The organism is Streptomyces sp. NPDC046881 (genome assembly GCF_040645015.1).
Classification (GTDB): domain Bacteria; phylum Actinomycetota; class Actinomycetes; order Streptomycetales; family Streptomycetaceae; genus Streptomyces.
This window is the reverse complement of the sequence record NZ_JBEYXJ010000153.1, coordinates 1-15,823: the sequence shown is the minus strand read 5'-3', so window position 1 is coordinate 15,823 and position 15,823 is coordinate 1. Positions and strand designations below refer to the sequence as shown.

General features: G+C 71.5%; 15 protein-coding genes and 1 pseudogene. 11 read left to right on the top strand and 5 right to left on the bottom strand.

The features are described 5' to 3' along the window. Positions 1-120: 120 nt before the first annotated feature. Together ABZ923_RS38160 and ABZ923_RS38155 are read right to left on the bottom strand one after the other, a co-directional pair. Positions 121-1,263 carry a family 2 encapsulin nanocompartment cargo protein polyprenyl transferase gene (locus ABZ923_RS38160; protein ID WP_361481933.1) on the bottom strand — a complete coding sequence of 381 codons (1,143 nt, stop codon included), beginning with the start codon at positions 1,261-1,263 and terminating at the stop codon, positions 121-123. Between the two features lie 112 nt (positions 1,264-1,375). Beyond that, positions 1,376-2,782, bottom strand: a complete 1,407-nt coding sequence (locus ABZ923_RS38155; protein WP_361481930.1) for a family 2B encapsulin nanocompartment shell protein — start codon at positions 2,780-2,782, stop codon at positions 1,376-1,378. A 315-nt stretch (positions 2,783-3,097) separates the two neighbouring features. Here ABZ923_RS38155 and ABZ923_RS38150 point away from each other — a divergent pair, with 315 nt between their 5' ends. Both ABZ923_RS38150 and ABZ923_RS38145 read left to right on the top strand, forming a co-directional pair. Continuing rightward, complete coding sequence (locus tag ABZ923_RS38150; RefSeq protein ID WP_361481927.1) at positions 3,098-3,691, top strand: N-acetylmuramoyl-L-alanine amidase; 594 nt, start codon at positions 3,098-3,100, stop codon at positions 3,689-3,691. Between the two features lie 35 nt (positions 3,692-3,726). Beyond that, positions 3,727-4,647, top strand: a complete 921-nt coding sequence (locus ABZ923_RS38145) for a pyridoxal-phosphate dependent enzyme (protein WP_361481925.1) — start codon at positions 3,727-3,729, stop codon at positions 4,645-4,647. Here the strand turns inward: ABZ923_RS38145 and ABZ923_RS38140 are convergent. Continuing rightward, complete coding sequence (locus ABZ923_RS38140) at positions 4,644-6,227, bottom strand: Na+/H+ antiporter (RefSeq protein WP_361481922.1); 1,584 nt, start codon at positions 6,225-6,227, stop codon at positions 4,644-4,646. The two genes, ABZ923_RS38145 and ABZ923_RS38140, sit on opposite strands and share 4 nt — an antisense overlap. A 60-nt stretch (positions 6,228-6,287) precedes the next feature. Here ABZ923_RS38140 and ABZ923_RS38135 point away from each other — a divergent pair, with 60 nt between their 5' ends. The 3 genes from ABZ923_RS38135 (at position 6,288) to ABZ923_RS38125 (ending at position 8,387) form a co-directional block, all read left to right on the top strand. Beyond that, entirely contained in the window at positions 6,288-6,548 is a 261-nt protein-coding gene (locus ABZ923_RS38135) for a UBP-type zinc finger domain-containing protein (protein ID WP_361481920.1), read from the top strand. Positions 6,549-6,840: 292 nt separating this feature from the next. Then, on the top strand, positions 6,841-7,257 hold the full coding sequence (locus tag ABZ923_RS38130) for an anti-sigma regulatory factor (RefSeq protein WP_009190566.1): 417 nt from the start codon (positions 6,841-6,843) through the stop codon (positions 7,255-7,257). Then, positions 7,254-8,387 (top strand): RNA polymerase sigma factor SigF, encoded by a 1,134-nt coding sequence (locus tag ABZ923_RS38125; protein WP_361481917.1) that lies wholly within the window; start codon positions 7,254-7,256, stop codon positions 8,385-8,387. The genes ABZ923_RS38130 and ABZ923_RS38125 overlap by 4 nt, the downstream gene beginning before the upstream one ends. A gap of 16 nt (positions 8,388-8,403) precedes the next feature. On the opposite strand, the gene ABZ923_RS38120 is transcribed toward ABZ923_RS38125, so the two are convergent. Next, the gene (locus ABZ923_RS38120; RefSeq protein ID WP_361481914.1) at positions 8,404-8,856 is read right to left on the bottom strand and encodes a hypothetical protein; all 453 of its coding nucleotides are present in this window, start codon (positions 8,854-8,856) and stop codon (positions 8,404-8,406) included. Between the two features lie 136 nt (positions 8,857-8,992). Here ABZ923_RS38120 and ABZ923_RS38115 point away from each other — a divergent pair, with 136 nt between their 5' ends. Continuing rightward, a complete protein-coding gene (locus tag ABZ923_RS38115) occupies positions 8,993-9,961 on the top strand; it encodes a diacylglycerol kinase family protein (RefSeq protein WP_361481911.1) in 969 nt (322 codons plus the stop codon). 321 nt (positions 9,962-10,282) lie between these two features. Beyond that, positions 10,283-10,540, top strand: coding sequence for a WhiB family transcriptional regulator (locus tag ABZ923_RS38110; protein WP_003992873.1), 258 nt, complete (start codon positions 10,283-10,285; stop codon positions 10,538-10,540). A gap of 161 nt (positions 10,541-10,701) precedes the next feature. Here the strand turns inward: ABZ923_RS38110 and ABZ923_RS38105 are convergent, their stop codons facing one another. Next, positions 10,702-12,177 carry a PAS domain-containing sensor histidine kinase gene (locus ABZ923_RS38105; RefSeq protein WP_361481908.1) on the bottom strand — a complete coding sequence of 492 codons (1,476 nt, stop codon included), beginning with the start codon at positions 12,175-12,177 and terminating at the stop codon, positions 10,702-10,704. Between the two features lie 510 nt (positions 12,178-12,687). On the opposite strand from ABZ923_RS38105, the gene nagB reads away from it, so the two are divergent. The 4 genes and pseudogenes from nagB to ABZ923_RS38085 form a co-directional block, all read left to right on the top strand. Then, positions 12,688-13,473, top strand: a complete 786-nt coding sequence (gene nagB, locus ABZ923_RS38100) for a glucosamine-6-phosphate deaminase (RefSeq protein WP_361481905.1) — start codon at positions 12,688-12,690, stop codon at positions 13,471-13,473. A 201-nt stretch (positions 13,474-13,674) separates the two neighbouring features. Next, positions 13,675-14,436, top strand: coding sequence for a GntR family transcriptional regulator (locus ABZ923_RS38095; protein ID WP_361481902.1), 762 nt, complete (start codon positions 13,675-13,677; stop codon positions 14,434-14,436). A gap of 123 nt (positions 14,437-14,559) precedes the next feature. Beyond that, positions 14,560-14,823, top strand: a complete 264-nt coding sequence (locus tag ABZ923_RS38090; RefSeq protein WP_361481899.1) for a DUF3311 domain-containing protein — start codon at positions 14,560-14,562, stop codon at positions 14,821-14,823. Next, a pseudogene (locus ABZ923_RS38085) lies at positions 14,820-15,823 on the top strand (sodium:solute symporter); the annotation flags it as partial. The gene ABZ923_RS38090 and the pseudogene ABZ923_RS38085, both read left to right, overlap by 4 nt.

Here is a 15,823-nt window from a genome sequence, read left to right as displayed (position 1 = left end):
CCCGCGCACTGTGGGGGTGCGCGGGGCCGCCCGACCGGAGCCCCCGGTGTCCGTGCGGGGTCAGGAGCCGCACGGGCCGGGGACTCCGGGGCCTTCTCGGGCCGCCGGGACGGGCGGCCCTCAGCTGGTGCGCCGGGTGACGAACTCGGCGAGCGCCAGCAGACCGCCCGCCGCCTCGGGATCGGGGACCGCGCGCGCCAGTTCCTGCATGGCCCGGGCCATCCGGTCGGCCGCCTCGGCCTGCGCCCAGTCCCGGCCGCCGGCCCGCTCCACCGCCAGTGCCGTACGCGCGATCTCCCCGGCCGCCGCCTCCCCCTCCGGGTACGGCCTCCCGTAGAGCGCGGCGAGTTCGGCCGCCGCCGGGGTGCCGGAGGTCAGCGCCGCCACCACCGGCAGGGACTTCTTGCGGGCGGCCAGATCCGCGCCGGCCGGCTTACCGGTGTGCCGGGGGTCGCCCCATATCCCGATGACGTCGTCGATCAGCTGGAAGGCGAGCCCGGCCTGGCGGCCGAAGCCGTCCAGCGCGGCCACCTCCTCCTCGCCCGCGCCCGCGTACAGCGCGCCGAGGGCGCAGGCGCAGCCCAGCAGGGCCCCGGTCTTCGCCTCCGCCATGACGAGCACCTCCTCCAGGGTGACCGCCTCCGGTGCGCGCCGCTCCAGGTCCGTGTCGGCGTGCTGGCCCTCGCACAGCTCCACGACACAGGCCGCGAGCCGGGCCGCGGCCGGGGCGGAGGCCGGGTGCGGGTCCTCGGCGAGCAGCCGGAAGGCCAGCGCCTGGAGGGCGTCCCCGGCGAGGATCGCGTCGGCGTCGCCGAACACGGTCCACACCGTCGGCCGGTGCCGGCGGGTGGTGTCCCGGTCCATCACGTCGTCGTGCACCAGTGTGAAGTTGTGGACCAGCTCGACCGCCGCCGCCGCCCGCACGGCCGCCGTCCGGGCCGCCGGCCCGCCGAGCGCGGCGGCGGCCGCCAGGACCAGCGCCGGCCTGATCGCCTTGCCCGCGTGGCCCTCGGCCGGGCTGCCGTCGGCGTGCTGCCAGCCGAAGTGGTACAGCCCGGTCCGGCGCATGGCACCGGGCAGCGATCCCACGGCCGCGCGCAGCTCCGGGTCGACCAGCGCCCGGGTGCGCTCCAGCTGGACCGCCGCCTCCTGCGCGTCGGGCGGGCCGCCGGCCTCCCCGGTCTTCTCCCGCGGCTCCTCCGCCGTGCCGGGACGCGGCACACCGGAGGAGCGTTCTTCGGTCTCCGTCACGAACTCGGCCATGCCTCCCCCTCGCCAGGTCCGCGGAGGCCGGCGCCACCGGCCCCGCCGGACGCATACCCCGAGGGCCTACCCGGGCCGGCGGGCGGGGACACGGCCGCGACGTGCGGAGACGTCACCTCCACCGGCCGATCTCGACGTTCTCCAGCACGCCGAGCGCGTCGGGCACCAGGACGGCGGCCGAGTAGTACGCCGTCACCAGGTACTTGATGATGGCCTGTTCGTTGATGCCCATGAACCGGACCGACAGGCTCGGCTCGATCTCGTCCGGGATGCCGGACTGCCTGAGGCCGATGACACCCTGGTCGGCCTCTCCGGTACGCATCGCGATGATGGAGGTGGTACGGGCCTCGCTGATCGGGATCTTGTTGCACGGGTAGATCGGGACCCCGCGCCAGGTGGGGATGCGGTTGCCGGAGATGTCGATGGTCTCCGGGACCAGTCCCCGCTTGTTCAGCTCCCGCCCGATCGCGGCGATCGCGCGCGGGTGGGCCAGGAGCAGCTTGGTGCCCCGGCGGCGGCTGAGCAGCTCGTCCAGGTCGTCCGGGCTGGGCACGCCGTCGTGCGGCTGGATCCGCTGGTCGTACTCGCAGTTGCTGAGCAGACCGAACTCCGGGTTGTTGACCAGCTCGTGCTCCTGGCGCTCCTTCAGCGCCTCGACCGTCAGCCGCAGCTGCTGCTCGGTCTGGTTCATCGGCTGGTTGTACAGGTCGGCCACGCGCGAGTGGATGCGCAGCACGGTCTGGGCGATGCTGAGTTCGTACTCGCGGGGCCGCGCCTCGTAGTCCACGAAGGTGTGCGGGATGTCGGGCTCGCCGGAGTGGCCGGCCGCCAGCTCGACCTCCTTCTCGCCGTACTTGTTGGTCCGCTGCTCGGGGATCGAGCGCAGCTGTTCGAGGTGGGCGCGCAGCGAGTCGGCGCGCTCGGCGACCTGCTCGAAGTCCTGGCGGCTGAGGATCAGCACGGTGGTCGGGGTGTCCGCGCGGACGGTGTACTCCCAGATCGCCTCCGGGTCGAGCAGCGCCTGGTCGCCGAAGTAGGCGCCGTCGGCGAGGACGCCGAGCACCGCGTCGTCGCCGTAGGGACCCGTGCCGACCTTCTCCACGCGGCCGTGGGCGAGCAGGTAGACCTCGTCCGTCCGGTTGCCGAAGTCGGCGATCACCTCGCCGGCCGCGAAGTCGCGCTGCCGGCAGCGCCGGGCCAGCTCCGTCAGCACCTCCTCGTCCCCGTAGGACCGCAGGGCCGGCAGCTCGCCCAGTTCGTTCGGGATGACCTCCACCTGGTCACCCGTCTTCACGAAGGTGATCCGGCCGTCGCCGACGGCGTACGTCAGCCGCCGGTTCACCCGGTAGGTGCCGCCCTGGACGTCCACCCAGGGAAGCGTGCGCAGCAGCCAGCGGGAGCTGATCTCCTGCATCTGCGGAACGGACTTGGTGGTGGTGGCCAGGTTCCGCGCTGCCGCCGTCCCGAGGGACTGCTGCGGCTTGCCCTGATCCGTGCGGACCTCTTCGCCTACCGACATAGAGAAATGCCTCCCATGTACGCCCGGTGCCGGATCGCACGGGCACCGGTCTCGCCTTCGAGCGTTCCAGCACGGACCGTGAGCGCGCCATAACCCGAAAGAGCGGGAATGGATCATCGGACTACTGGGCACGAAGAGGGATCTCGTTCCGGCCCCCGCTCCCCGCCGGTTGTCCGGATCGGCTCGCACACCGTACGAACGGCGCGTCCCCCGGAGTCCGGCCTCGTTGAACGGGGCGACGTCCGGCTTCGTTGAACGGGGCAGGACACCCGGCCGCGACCGGCGGCCGGACGGCACGGCACGAAGGAGTCGGGTATGGCCGCACCCATGTCGGCAAACGGATTCCTGCACGCGCTCAGGGCGGAGGGCGTCACGGTCGTGGAGGTCGGCGACTGGCGGCACCACAACCGCAACCACAAGGGCCCCTGGGGGCCGGTGCACGGCGTGATGATCCACCACACGGTGACCCGGGGCGGCGCGCGGACGGTGGAGCTGTGCCGCGACGGCTACCCGGAGCTGCCGGGGCCGCTGTGCCACGGCGTGATCACCAAGGACGGCACGGTCCACCTGGTCGGCTACGGCCGGGCCAACCACGCCGGGCTCGGTGACGACGAGGTGCTGCGCGCGGTGATCGCCGAGAAGGGCCTGCCGCCGGACAACGAGGCCAACACCGACGGCAACCGGCACTTCTACGGCTTCGAGTGCGAGAACCTCGGCGACGGGGAGGACCCGTGGCCGCCGCAGCAGCTGGAGGCGATCGAACGGGCCGCCGCGGCACTGTGCCGGCACCACGGGTGGACGGAACGGTCGGTCATCGGCCACCGGGAGTGGCAGCCGGGGAAGGTGGATCCGCGGGGCTTCTCGATGGCGTGGCTGAGGGAACGGGTACGGGAACGGCTGAAGGACTAGGGTCGCGGGAGCGGAGGCCGGGCGACAATGAAGCGGTGACCAGCCCGGACCCGTTCGCCCCCCGTCTGCCCTCCCCCCTGCAGGAGGTGCGGGACAGCCGGTTCGGACGCCACGCGCTGCGGCTGCTGCTCAAGCGCGACGACCTCGTCCATCCCGACCTCATCGGCAACAAGTGGCGCAAACTCGTGCCGAACCTCGCCGCGGCCGCGGGCCGCCCGCTGGTCACCTTCGGCGGGGCCTACTCCAACCACCTGCGCGCCACCGCCGCCGCGGGCCGCCTGCTGGGCCTGCCGACCACGGGCGTGGTCCGCGGTCAGGAGCTGGCCGGCCGCCCGCTGAACCCGTCCCTGGCCCGGTGCGCGGCCGACGGCATGCGGCTGCACTTCGTCGACAGATCGACGTACCGCCGCAAGACCGAGCCTCGGACCCTGGCCCGGATCCTGCGCGCGGCCGGTGCCGAGGACGCGTACGTCGTGCCCGAAGGCGGCAGCAACGCCGAGGCGGTCCGCGGCTGCCGCGCCCTCGGCACGGAACTGCGCGGCCACGCCGACGTCGTCGCGGTCGCCTGCGGCACCGGCGGCACCCTCGCGGGCCTCGCCGCCGGACTGGCGGACGGCCAGCGGGCGCTGGGCGTACCGGTCCTGAAGGGCGGCTTCCTGGAAGCCGACGTACAGGCCCTGCAGGAACGTGCCTTCGGCGCCCGCAGCGGCACGTGGTCCCTGGACGACCGCTTCCACTGCGGGGGTTACGCCCGCACGACCCCGGAACTGGAGGCGTTCGCACAGGACTTCGAGCAGCGCCACGGACTGCCCGTCGAGCGTCTCTATGTCGCCAAATTGCTCTATGGGCTCGCCGCCCTGGCGCAGGAGGGCGCCTTCGCGCGCGGGACGACGATCGCCGCCGTCGTCACCGGGCGGCCGTTCCCGGAACCGGGGACGGCCGCCCCGGGACGCTAAGCGGCCTCCCGGAAGGCCGCCGCCTCCTCCAGGTCCAGGCGTCGCAGCAGCGCGCGCAGCATCTCGTCGTCGATGTAGCGCAGGTCGCGCAGCTTGACGAAGACCGCGCGCTCGGCGCTGATCATCTCCCGGGACAGCCGGCGGTAGGTGTCGTCCGCGGACTCGCCGGTGACCGGGTTGACCTGGCCGAGCCGCTCCCAGACGGCGTTGCGGCGGCGCTCCAGGACACTGCGCAGCCGGTCGGCGAGCGGCGGCGGCAGGGCGTTGCGCTCGTCGGCGAGGAGTTCGTCGAGCCGGGCCTCCGCGGCCCGCGAGGCCTGCGCCTGGGCGTTGGCCTCGGCGAGCGTCTCGGCCTGCCGGTCGCGGCCGGGGAACCTCAGCAGCCGGATCAGCGGCGGCAGCGTCACGCCCTGGACGACGAGGGTGCCGATGACGGTGGTGAAGGTCAGGAAGAGGATCAGGTTGCGGGGGCCGGCGGCCATGCTCGACGGGATGGCGAAGGCGATGGCCAGCGAGACCACCCCGCGCATCCCGGCCCACGAGATGACCATGGCGCCCCGCCAGGTGGGGTCGGCCTCGCGCTCCCTGATGCGCGCCGACATCAGCCGGGGCAGGAAGGTGGCGGGGTAGACCCAGACGAACCGGGCCACCACCACGACCAGGAAGACGGCGAACGCGTACCAGGCGGCGGCACCGCCCTCGTACTCGCCGAGCCGCTTCAGGACGATAGGCAGCTGGAGGCCGATCAGCGCGAACACCGCGGACTCCAGGACGAAGGCGACCATCTTCCACACCGCCTCCTCCTGGAGCCGGGTGGCGAAGTCGACCTCCCACGCGCGGTGGCTGAGGTAGAGGGCGACGACCACGACCGCGAGCACCCCGGAGGCGTGCGCCTGCTCGGCGACCCCGTAGGCCACGAACGGGATCAGCAGCGAGAGCGTGTTCTGCAGCAGGGGCTCGGTCAGGTGCGTGCGCAGCCAGTGCAGGGGCGCCATCAGGACGAGGCCGATGCCGACACCGCCGACCGCGGCGAGCGCGAACTCGCCGATGGCGCCCGCCCAGGTGGCGCCCGCGCCGACGGCGGCGCCGAGAGCCACCTTGTAGGCGGTGATCGCCGTGGCGTCGTTCAGCAGGGACTCGCCCTGGAGGATGGTGGTGATCCGGGAGGGCAGGCCGACCCGGCGCGCGACCGCCGTGGCGGCCACCGCGTCCGGCGGGGCCACCACCGCGCCCAGCACCAGCGCCGCGGGCAGCGACAGCCCGGGGACCAGCAGATAGGCGGCCCAGCCGACCACGACGGTCGCGAAGAGCACGTAGCCCACGGAGAGCAGCGCCACCGGCCGCAGCTGCGCCCGCAGGTCGAGGTAGGAGCTGTCGCTCGCGGAGGTGTACAGCAGCGGGGGCAGCAGCAGCGGCAGGACGACGTGCGGATCGAGGGTGTAGGACGGCACCCCGGGGACGTACGAGACCGCCAGACCCGCCGCGACCAGCAGCAGCGGCGCCGGCACGGGGGTGCGCCGGGCCGCCCCGGCCACCGCGGCACTGCCCGCCACCAGCAACAGCAGGGGCATCACGTCCATGGTCCTCGCCCACCCTCGTCTTCGCGCGGCCACCCGCACACCCGTCGTAATCTGGCAATCATGAAACAGTGCACGCACGCCGACGCGCTGCCGCACCCGGAACCGGAGCCCCTCGACGAGACCTGTCCCGAGTGCCTGCGCGACGGCACGCACCCGGTACAGCTGCGGCTGTGCCTGACCTGTGGCCACGTCGGCTGCTGCGACTCCTCGCCGGGGCGGCACGCGACGGAGCACCACGCGCAATCCGGTCACCCGGTGATGCGGACCTTCGAGCCCGGCGAGGACTGGCGGTGGTGCTTCGTCGACCACGTGCTCGTCTGAGTGTTCCCGTCCGACCGCGTTCTCGTGTGACACTGCATGCGGCGGCTGCCGCACGACGGTTCGAGCGTCTGACGTCTGGGTACGTCAACCCGGCGCGCGCTCTTCCCTTTTGGGCCCGCAAACCCTCTAGACACGGAGCGTATCCACAGCTTTACTGTGAGTGACGCCAGGGGGTTGGGGTCCCGGGACAGGAACGTTCGGAGCGCGATAGCGTCACCGCTTGAACCACATGTGCGTTACCCCGGGGGGCGACCCTCGGCCCCGTAAAGCTTGTACCACCATGGAGGTGAGGGTGTCCCAGATCGCAGGCGAGCCCGCGGCGAACCAGGACTTCGTGGAAGTCCGGCTGCCGGCTGCGGGTGCCTACCTGTCGGTGCTGCGGACGGCCACGGCCGGTCTCGCGGCCCGCTTGGACTTCACCCTGGACGAGATCGAGGACCTGCGCATCGCCGTCGACGAGGCCTGCGCGATCCTGCTCCAGCAGGCCGTCCCCGGCTCGGTGCTCAGCTGTGTCTTCCGGCTCGTCGACGACTCGCTGGAAGTCACGGTGTCGGCGCCGACCACGGACGGCCACGCCCCCTCGCGGGACACCTTCGCCTGGACCGTGCTGTCGGCCCTGGCGGGCAAGGTCTCGTCCGCCGTGGACGAGGACAAGACGGTGTCGATCAGCCTCTACAAACAGCGCGGCGCCGGCCCCGGGCCGGCGTGAGGAACGGGGACGGGCCGGTGCGGGACGAAGAGCGCGGCACGCGCGAGCTGCCGACCGGGGACGGGGGTGCCCCCTGGTCGAGCAGCGCCGAGACCTCCGGGGCGGGCCCCCGGGACGGATCCCGGCGCATGGCGGACGGCATCGACGGCATCCCCGAGCAGGCCAGGCCGCACCCGGAGGGCGACTCCGCGCGGGTCGACGGTGACGGTGCCGGAGAGGGCACGCCACCGGAGGCACGCGACGGCGCCGATCCCGGCGTCCGAGCGGGGGCCACGGCTCGGGGAAGGGCTACGGGCGGGACGATGAGCGAGCACGAGCGGTACGCCGAGGACGAGGCGCCGGGCGCGGAGGCCGTGCAGGCCGTGCAGCACGGCCCTCAGGACCGCAGCGGGGCGCGGGCGAAGTTCGTGGAGCTGCGCAAGCTGAACGCGGGCAGCGCGGAGTACGCGGAGCTGCGCAACCAGCTGGTCCGTATGCACCTGCCGCTCGTGGAGCACCTGGCGCGCCGGTTCCGCAACCGCGGCGAGCCGCTGGACGACCTCACCCAGGTCGCCACGATCGGTCTGATCAAGTCCGTCGACCGGTTCGACCCCGAGCGCGGTGTGGAGTTCTCCACGTACGCCACCCCGACCGTGGTCGGCGAGATCAAGCGCCACTTCCGCGACAAGGGCTGGGCGGTCCGGGTGCCGCGCCGGCTGCAGGAGCTGCGGCTCTCGCTGACCACCGCCACGGCCGAGCTGTCCCAGCTGCACGGCCGCTCCCCGACGGTCCACGAGCTGGCCGAGAAGCTCGCCATCTCCGAGGAGGAGGTCCTGGAGGGCCTGGAGTCCGCGAACGCGTACTCCACGCTGTCCCTGGACGTCCCGGACACGGACGACGAGTCGCCGGCGGTCGCCGACACCCTGGGCGCCGAGGACGAGGCGCTGGAGGGCGTGGAGTACCGCGAGTCCCTCAAGCCGCTGCTGGAGGACCTGCCGCCGCGCGAGAAGCGGATCCTGCTGCTGCGCTTCTTCGGGAACATGACCCAGTCGCAGATCGCGCAGGAGGTCGGCATCTCGCAGATGCACGTCTCCCGGCTGCTGGCCCGCACGCTGGCCCAGCTGCGGGAGAAGCTCCTCGTCGAGGAGTGAGCGCCGTCCGGGGCGGCTACTCGGCCCGGCCCGGTCCCTTGATCCCGAGGGCCCGGGTCGTCTCGCCGTTGACGAGCAGCACCAGCGCCGCCACGGCGACCACCGCGAGGACGATGCCGACCGGGATGGCCATGCTGTCGGCCCGGAGCAGGTTGTAGGCCACCGGAAGCGCCATGACCTGGGTGATCACCGCGGGGCCCCGGCTCCAGCCGCGGCGCAGCAGCAGACCGCGCGCGGCGAGCAGCGGCAGCAGCGCGAGGACGGCCAGGGTGATCCCGAGGGTCACGGCCTGCTGCCGGTCGTCCGGGGCGCCGGTGAGTCCGAGGACGAGCACCCACAGGCCGCCGGCCAGCAGGGCGGTGCCCTCCAGCGCGGCCAGCACCGCCGCGTACGTCAGCCGGCGCGGGCGCGGCCCCGCGGGTGCGACGGCTTCGGCGGTGTCCGGGGCGGGGGTCTGCTGACTGCTCACCCCAGCAGGGTAGCCCTCCCCCGCGGGCGCGCCGCCGTGCCCCGCGCCCCCGAGTGTCCAGGCTCACGCCCCGGTCTCTTACCGGATCCCTACCTCGGTATGGGCCCGATACCCCCCAGTAGGTACGCTGCCATGCATGCGTGCACTCCTCGTGGTCAATCCGGCGGCAACCACCACAAGCGCACGCAGACGCGATGTGCTGATCCACGCGCTGGCCAGCGAGATGAAACTGGAGGCGGTCACCACCGAGTACCGCGGCCACGCCCGTGACCTCGGCCGGCAGGCGGCGGAGAGCGACGACATCGACCTGGTGGTGGCCCTCGGCGGCGACGGCACGGTCAACGAGGTCGTCAACGGCCTCCTGCACGCCGGCCCCGCCCCGGACCGCCTCCCCGGCCTCGCCGTCGTCCCCGGCGGCTCCACGAACGTCTTCGCCCGCGCCCTGGGCCTGCCCAACGACCCCGTCGAGGCCACCGGCGCCCTGCTGGACGCGCTGCGCGAGGGCAGCGAGCGGGTCGTCGGGCTCGGGCTGACCTCGGGCACGCCGGGCACCGAGGACGAGGCGGTACCGGCCCGCTGGTTCACGTTCAACGCCGGGCTCGGGTTCGACGCGGGCGTGGTAGGCCGGGTCGAGCAGCAGCGCGAGCGCGGGAAGAAGTCGACGCACGCGCTCTACGTCCGTCAAGTGGTCCGGCAGTTCCTCGGCGAGCCGAACCGGCGGCACGGCACGATCACGCTCGAACGGCCCGGCGCGGATCCGGTCGAGGATCTCGTCGTGGCGATAGTCTCGAACACGTCTCCATGGACGTATCTCGGCAATCGCCCCATGTATACGTCACCTAAGGCCTCGTTCGACACCGGCATCGACGTACTCGGTCTCAGCCGTCTGTCGACCGCCGCGGTTGCCCGGTATGGCACCCAGTTGCTCACTTCGTCCCCCGAGCGGGGTCCACAGGGCAAGCACGCCCTCTCCCTGCACGATCTGGACCAGTTCACCTTGCATTCGAAGGTGCCCCTGCCCCTGCAGATGGACGGTGACCACCTCGGGCTGCGTACGAGCGTGACGTTCACAGGCGTACGCCGTGCACTGCGTGTGATTGTGTGAGCGGAACGGGCGAAAGTCCTTTCACTCGAACGTTTAGGCCAGGATCCACCCCATGGAAGTACGGCTGTGACCTAGTCGACACCGAGGAATCAAAAAAAACTTTCCGGAAGGGGTTGTATCCGCCGCTGAGGTTTGCGAGTCTCTACGTGGCGATCGGGACGGCCCGCAACACCGGCCTCCACTGATCACCGGAACCCCTCTACAAACACAGGACCACGCCGGGTGAAGACTCGGCGGTCGGCCCTTCACTTGTTGAGGGATTCGTGAAAGCGTTCACATTCACAAGCAACTTGCACGTAATACCAAGGAGAGGTAGCAGCCATGGACTGGCGTCACAACGCCGTTTGCCGCGAGGAAGACCCCGAGCTCTTCTTCCCCATCGGCAACACCGGTCCTGCGCTGCTGCAGATCGAGGAAGCCAAGGCCGTCTGCCGTCGCTGCCCGGTGATCGAGCAGTGTCTGCAGTGGGCGCTCGAGTCCGGCCAGGACTCCGGCGTCTGGGGTGGTCTCAGCGAGGACGAGCGCCGCGCCATGAAGCGCCGCGCCGCTCGCAACCGGGCTCGTCAGGCCTCCGCCTGACACACCCACCCCTGCTGACAGCCTGAGCTTGGCGGCGCGCACAGCACGTACGCATCTCCCGCCCCCGAGCCGCAGCGCGCAGTTCATCAACGAGCATCAGCCTCGGACCAACGGTGGTCCGGGGCTTTTTGCTGTGCCCGCTCTCCCGGGAGCCCGTCGGCTCACTTCTGTGCGCGCACCGGGATGTCGAGGATCACCCGGGTCCCCCGCTCCGGCGCCGGCACCATGTCGAACGTGCCGCCCAACTCGCCCTCCACCAGCGTCCGTACGATCTGCAGGCCGAGGTTGCCCGAGCGGTGCGGGTCGAAGTCCTCGGGCAGGCCCACGCCGTCGTCCTGGACGGTGACCAGCAGCCGGGCCTCCTTGGTGGTGCCGCCCCGGACCGCCGAGACCTCGACCGTGCCGGTGTCGCCTTCGCGGAAGCCGTGCTCCAGGGCGTTCTGCAGGATCTCGGTGAGGACCATGGACAGCGGGGTGGCGACCTCGGCGTCGAGTATGCCGAACCGTCCGCTGCGCCGGCCGGTCACCTTGCCCGGGGAGATCTCGGCGACCATGGCGAGCACCCGGTCGGCGATGTCGTCGAACTCCACCCGCTCGTCCAGGTTCTGGGACAGCGTCTCGTGGACGATGGCGATGGACCCGACGCGGCGGACCGCCTCCTCCAGCGCCTCCCGGCCGCGCTCGGACTCGATGCGCCGGGCCTGGAGCCGGAGCAGCGCGGCCACCGTCTGGAGGTTGTTCTTCACCCGGTGGTGGATCTCCCGGATGGTGGCGTCCTTGGTGATCAACTCGCGTTCGCGGCGCCGCAGTTCGGTGACGTCCCGGAGCAGCACCAGCGAACCGATGCGCGTCCCCTTGGGCTTGAGCGGGATGGCGCGGAACTGGATGACGCCGTCGTGGGCCTCGATCTCGAACTCGCGCGGCGCCCAGCCGCTGGCCACCTTGGCGAGCGCCTCGTCCACCGGTCCCCGGGTCGGGGCGAGTTCGGCGGTGGTCCGCCCGAGGTGGTGGCCGACCAGGTCGGCGGCGAGGCCGAGCCGGTGGTAGGCGGACAGGGCGTTCGGGGAGGCGTACTGGACGATGCCGTCCGCGTCCAGCCGGATCAGGCCGTCGCCGACGCGCGGGGAGGCGTCCATGTCGACCTGCTGGTTCGGGAACGGGAAGGAGCCGGCCGCGATCATCTGTGCCAGGTCGGAGGCGCTCTGCAGGTAGGTCAGCTCCAGGCGGCTCGGGGTGCGCACGGTGAGCAGGTTGGTGTTCCGGGCGATCACGCCGAGGACGCGGCCCTCACGCCGTACGGGGATGGACTCGACCCGTACGGGGACCTCCTCGCGCCACTCCGGGTCGCCCTCGCGCACGATCCGGCCCTCGTCCAGGGCCGCGTCCAGCATGGGCCGCCGGCCGCGCGGGACGAGGTGGCCGACCATGTCGTCCTGGTAGGAGGTCGGGCCGGTGTTCGGCCGCATCTGGGCGACCGAGACGTACCGGGTGCCGTCCCGGGTGGGGACCCAGAGCACCAGGTCGGCGAAGGAGAGGTCGGAGAGCAGCTGCCACTCCGAGACCAGCAGGTGGAGCCACTCGAGATCGGAGTCGTCGAGGGCGGTGTGCTGGCGTACGAGCTCGTTCATGGAGGGCACGTGTGCGAGCGTACCCGGGGCCTCGCGGGTGGCCGAAAAACACCCGCGGGCCGCGGCGCCTGGAAGGGACCCTCAACCCTCCCGGCACCGCAGCCCGGAGCATCATCGGCCGTGGGGTGTGCGGTCCCGGTCGGCCGAAGGTCGAGGAGCCGGGGCAGTCAGGGCAGAGAGCGCCGGTTCCTCGATCCGCCTTCCTGTGCGGGGAAGACGGAGGCTTGTCATACGCGATTGTGGACTGGACCACGAACGCGTGTCCATGGTGTGGAGGCGTCCCGCGCACAGGGAGCGACGGCACGCGATGCCACGAAGCCTAGCCCGCCCGGGTCAATCATGGGGCCAGATGGCCATGGCAATTTCCACCCGCGGCCCCCGGCCCCGCCCGGCGGTCTCCCCGGTCCTTCGCCCCTCTTCCCATGCTCTCGAACGCCATGCTATCGAACGTCGATTCTGTTAGATTGGTCTAAACCACATAGAGACGCACAGAGCCCTCTCCAGAACGGCAGGCCCAGCGTGGAAGTTGTCATCGTTCCGGACGCCGCCGCGGGCGGCGAGCTGATCGCCGAGGCCATGGCCCAGCTGCTGCGGCGCAGGCCGGACGCCCTGCTCGGCGTGGCCACCGGTTCCACTCCACTGCCCGTCTACCAGGCCCTGACCGCCAAGGTGCGCTCCGGTGCCGTGGACGCCTCGCGGGCGCGGATAGCGCAGCTCGACGAGTACGTGGGGCTGCCCGCGGAGCACCCCGAGTCCTACCGCTCGGTGCTGCGCCGCGAGGTGCTGGAGCCGCTCGGGATCGGCATGGACGCGTTCCTGGGACCCGACGGCACCGCCGAGGACGTCCAGGCGGCGTGCGAGGCGTACGACCGCGCGCTCGCCGCGGCCGGCGGGGTCGACCTCCAGCTGCTCGGCATCGGGACCGACGGGCACATCGGGTTCAACGAACCCTGCTCCTCGCTCGCCTCGCGCACCCGGATCAAGACGCTGACCGAGCAGACCAGGATCGACAACGCCCGCTTCTTCGACGGCGACATCGAGCAGGTCCCGCACCACGTCATCACCCAGGGCATCGGCACGATCCTGGAGGCCCGGCACCTGGTGCTGCTGGCGACCGGCGAGGGCAAGGCGGACGCGGTCGCCGCGACCGTCGAGGGGCCGGTGGCCGCCGTATGCCCCGCCTCCGCGCTCCAGCTGCACCCGCACGCCACGGTGGTCGTCGACGAGGCCGCCGCGTCCAAGCTGAAGCTGGCCGACTACTTCCGCCACACCTACGCCCACAAGCCGGAGTGGCAGGGGATCTAGCCCCGGGGGCGCCGCTCCCACCCGAGAGCCGGCGCCGCTCACCCTCCCGATGGACTAGACCAGCAGCGGGTGCGACGGTATACAGAGGAGATCACGGAGCGTGCGGGGTGGAGTGCTGAGACGACAACCCGTGCCACGATGTGAGCCGTGGCCGATGGGGTTGTCGGTCGCTTTCGGCATTCGGAGCCGGGAAGGCAGAGCATGAGCACCGACGTCAGCAGTGCGGAGAACGAGGCCGGCACCACCCGTACCGCGCGCGTGCCCAAGTACTACCGCTTGAAGAAGCACCTGCTCGACATGACGGAGACCCAGGCGCCGGGCACGCCGGTCCCGCCGGAGCGCACGCTGGCCGCCGAGTTCGACACCTCCCGCACCACCGTGCGGCAGGCCCTGCAGGAGCTGGTGGTCGAGGGCCGGCTGGAACGCATCCAGGGCAAGGGCACCTTCGTGGCCAAGCCGAAGGTCTCCCAGGCCCTCCAGCTCACCTCCTACACCGAGGACATGCGCGCCCAGGGCCTGGAGCCGACCTCGCAGCTGCTGGACATCGGGTACGTCACCGCCGACGACCGGCTCGCCGAGCTGCTCGACATCACCCCCGGCGGGCGCGTGCTGCGCATCGAGCGGCTGCGCATGGCCAACGGCGAGCCGATGGCCATCGAGACCACCCACCTGTCCGCCAAGCGCTTCCCGGCGCTCAGGCGCTCGCTGGCCAAGTACACCTCCCTGTACACCGCGCTCGCCGAGGTCTACGACGTCCACCTCGCCGAGGCCGAGGAGACCATCGAGACCTCCCTGGCCACCCCGCGCGAGGCGGGTCTGCTCGGCACCGACGTGGGCCTGCCGATGCTGATGCTCTCCCGTCACTCGCTGGACCGCGAGGGCCAGCCGGTGGAGTGGGTGCGCTCGGTGTACCGCGGTGACCGGTACAAGTTCGTGGCCCGGCTGAAGCGGCCCGCGGAGTAACTGCCGGGCACGTTCGCCGAATCGATATACCGATATGCGGACGAGGTCTTCCACTGCCACGACGGCGTCACCTAGATTGCCTGCGCATTACACAGGTGATCAGCGAGGGGACGGAGCCGTGGCATGTCCGAAACGCCTGAAATGAGACCGCCGGTGGTGACACCGGGCCGGGTGATCATCGCCTTGTGTCTCGTCGCGCCCTTCGTGGCGATGCTGTGGGTCGGCTCGTACGCCAAGACGGATCCCGCGTTCATCGGGATCCCGTTCTTCTACTGGTACCAGATGCTCTGGGTGCTGATCTCCACCGCGCTCACCATGCTGGCCTACAAGCTCTGGCAGCGTGACCAGCGCGCCCGCCGGGGCGCGGACGGGGGTGCGGCGAAGTGAAGGACGGCGTCAACGGCGTCGCGCTCGGCGTCTTCATCTTCTTCTTCCTGGCCGTCACGGTCATGGGGTTCCTGGCCGCGCGCTGGCGCAGGGCCGAGAACGACCAGTCCCTGGACGAGTGGGGTCTGGGCGGCCGGTCCTTCGGCACCTGGATCACCTGGTTCCTGCTCGGCGGTGACCTGTACACGGCGTACACCTTCGTCGCCGTACCGGCGGCGATCTACGCGGCGGGCGCGGCCGGCTTCTTCGCTGTGCCGTACACGATCCTGGTGTACCCGCTGATCTTCACCTTCCTGCCGCGCCTGTGGTCGGTCTCGCACCGGCACGGGTACGTCACCACCTCCGACTTCGTGCGCGGCCGGTTCGGCTCGAAGGGTCTGTCGCTGGCGGTGGCAGTGACCGGCATCCTGGCGACCATGCCGTACATCGCGCTCCAGCTGGTCGGCATCCAGGCGGTGCTGGACGTGATGGGCGTCGGCGGCGGCGAGAACACCAACTGGTTCGTCAAGGACCTGCCGCTGCTCATCGCCTTCGGTGTGCTGGCCGCCTACACCTACTCCTCCGGCCTGCGCGCCCCCGCCCTGATCGCGTTCGTCAAGGACACGCTGATCTACATCGTCATCGCGGTGGCGATCATCTACATCCCGATCAAGCTGGGCGGCTTCGACGACATCTTCGCCAAGGCGGGCGAGGCGTTCAGCCAGGTGAATCCGGCCACCGGCAAGCCGCGCGGGGCGCTGGCGCCGGGGGACGCGAACCAGTGGACGTACGCCACGCTGGCCCTCGGCTCCGCGCTGGCGCTGTTCATGTACCCGCACTCGATCACCGCGACCCTGTCGTCCAGGAGCCGTGAGGTGATCCGCCGCAACACCACGATCCTGCCGCTGTACTCCCTCATGCTGGGTCTGCTGGCCCTGCTGGGCTTCATGGCGATCGCGGCCGGGGTGAAGGTCACCAACGGCCAGCTGGCCATCCCGCAGCTGTTCGAGGACATGTTCCC

Excerpts from the sequence above, each read along its gene's own strand:
- ABZ923_RS38160 (WP_361481933.1), bottom strand. The coding sequence starts at position 1,263 with ATGGCCGAGTTCGTGACGGAGACCGAAGAACGCTCCTCCGGTGTGCCG.
- ABZ923_RS38155 (WP_361481930.1), bottom strand. The coding sequence starts at position 2,782 with ATGTCGGTAGGCGAAGAGGTCCGCACGGATCAGGGCAAGCCGCAGCAG.
- ABZ923_RS38150 (WP_361481927.1), top strand. The coding sequence starts at position 3,098 with ATGGCCGCACCCATGTCGGCAAACGGATTCCTGCACGCGCTCAGGGCG.
- ABZ923_RS38140 (WP_361481922.1), bottom strand. The coding sequence starts at position 6,227 with ATGGACGTGATGCCCCTGCTGTTGCTGGTGGCGGGCAGTGCCGCGGTG.
- ABZ923_RS38135 (WP_361481920.1), top strand. The coding sequence starts at position 6,288 with ATGAAACAGTGCACGCACGCCGACGCGCTGCCGCACCCGGAACCGGAG.
- ABZ923_RS38115 (WP_361481911.1), top strand. The coding sequence starts at position 8,993 with ATGCGTGCACTCCTCGTGGTCAATCCGGCGGCAACCACCACAAGCGCA.
- ABZ923_RS38110 (WP_003992873.1), top strand. The coding sequence starts at position 10,283 with ATGGACTGGCGTCACAACGCCGTTTGCCGCGAGGAAGACCCCGAGCTC.
- ABZ923_RS38095 (WP_361481902.1), top strand. The coding sequence starts at position 13,675 with ATGAGCACCGACGTCAGCAGTGCGGAGAACGAGGCCGGCACCACCCGT.
- ABZ923_RS38090 (WP_361481899.1), top strand. The coding sequence starts at position 14,560 with ATGTCCGAAACGCCTGAAATGAGACCGCCGGTGGTGACACCGGGCCGG.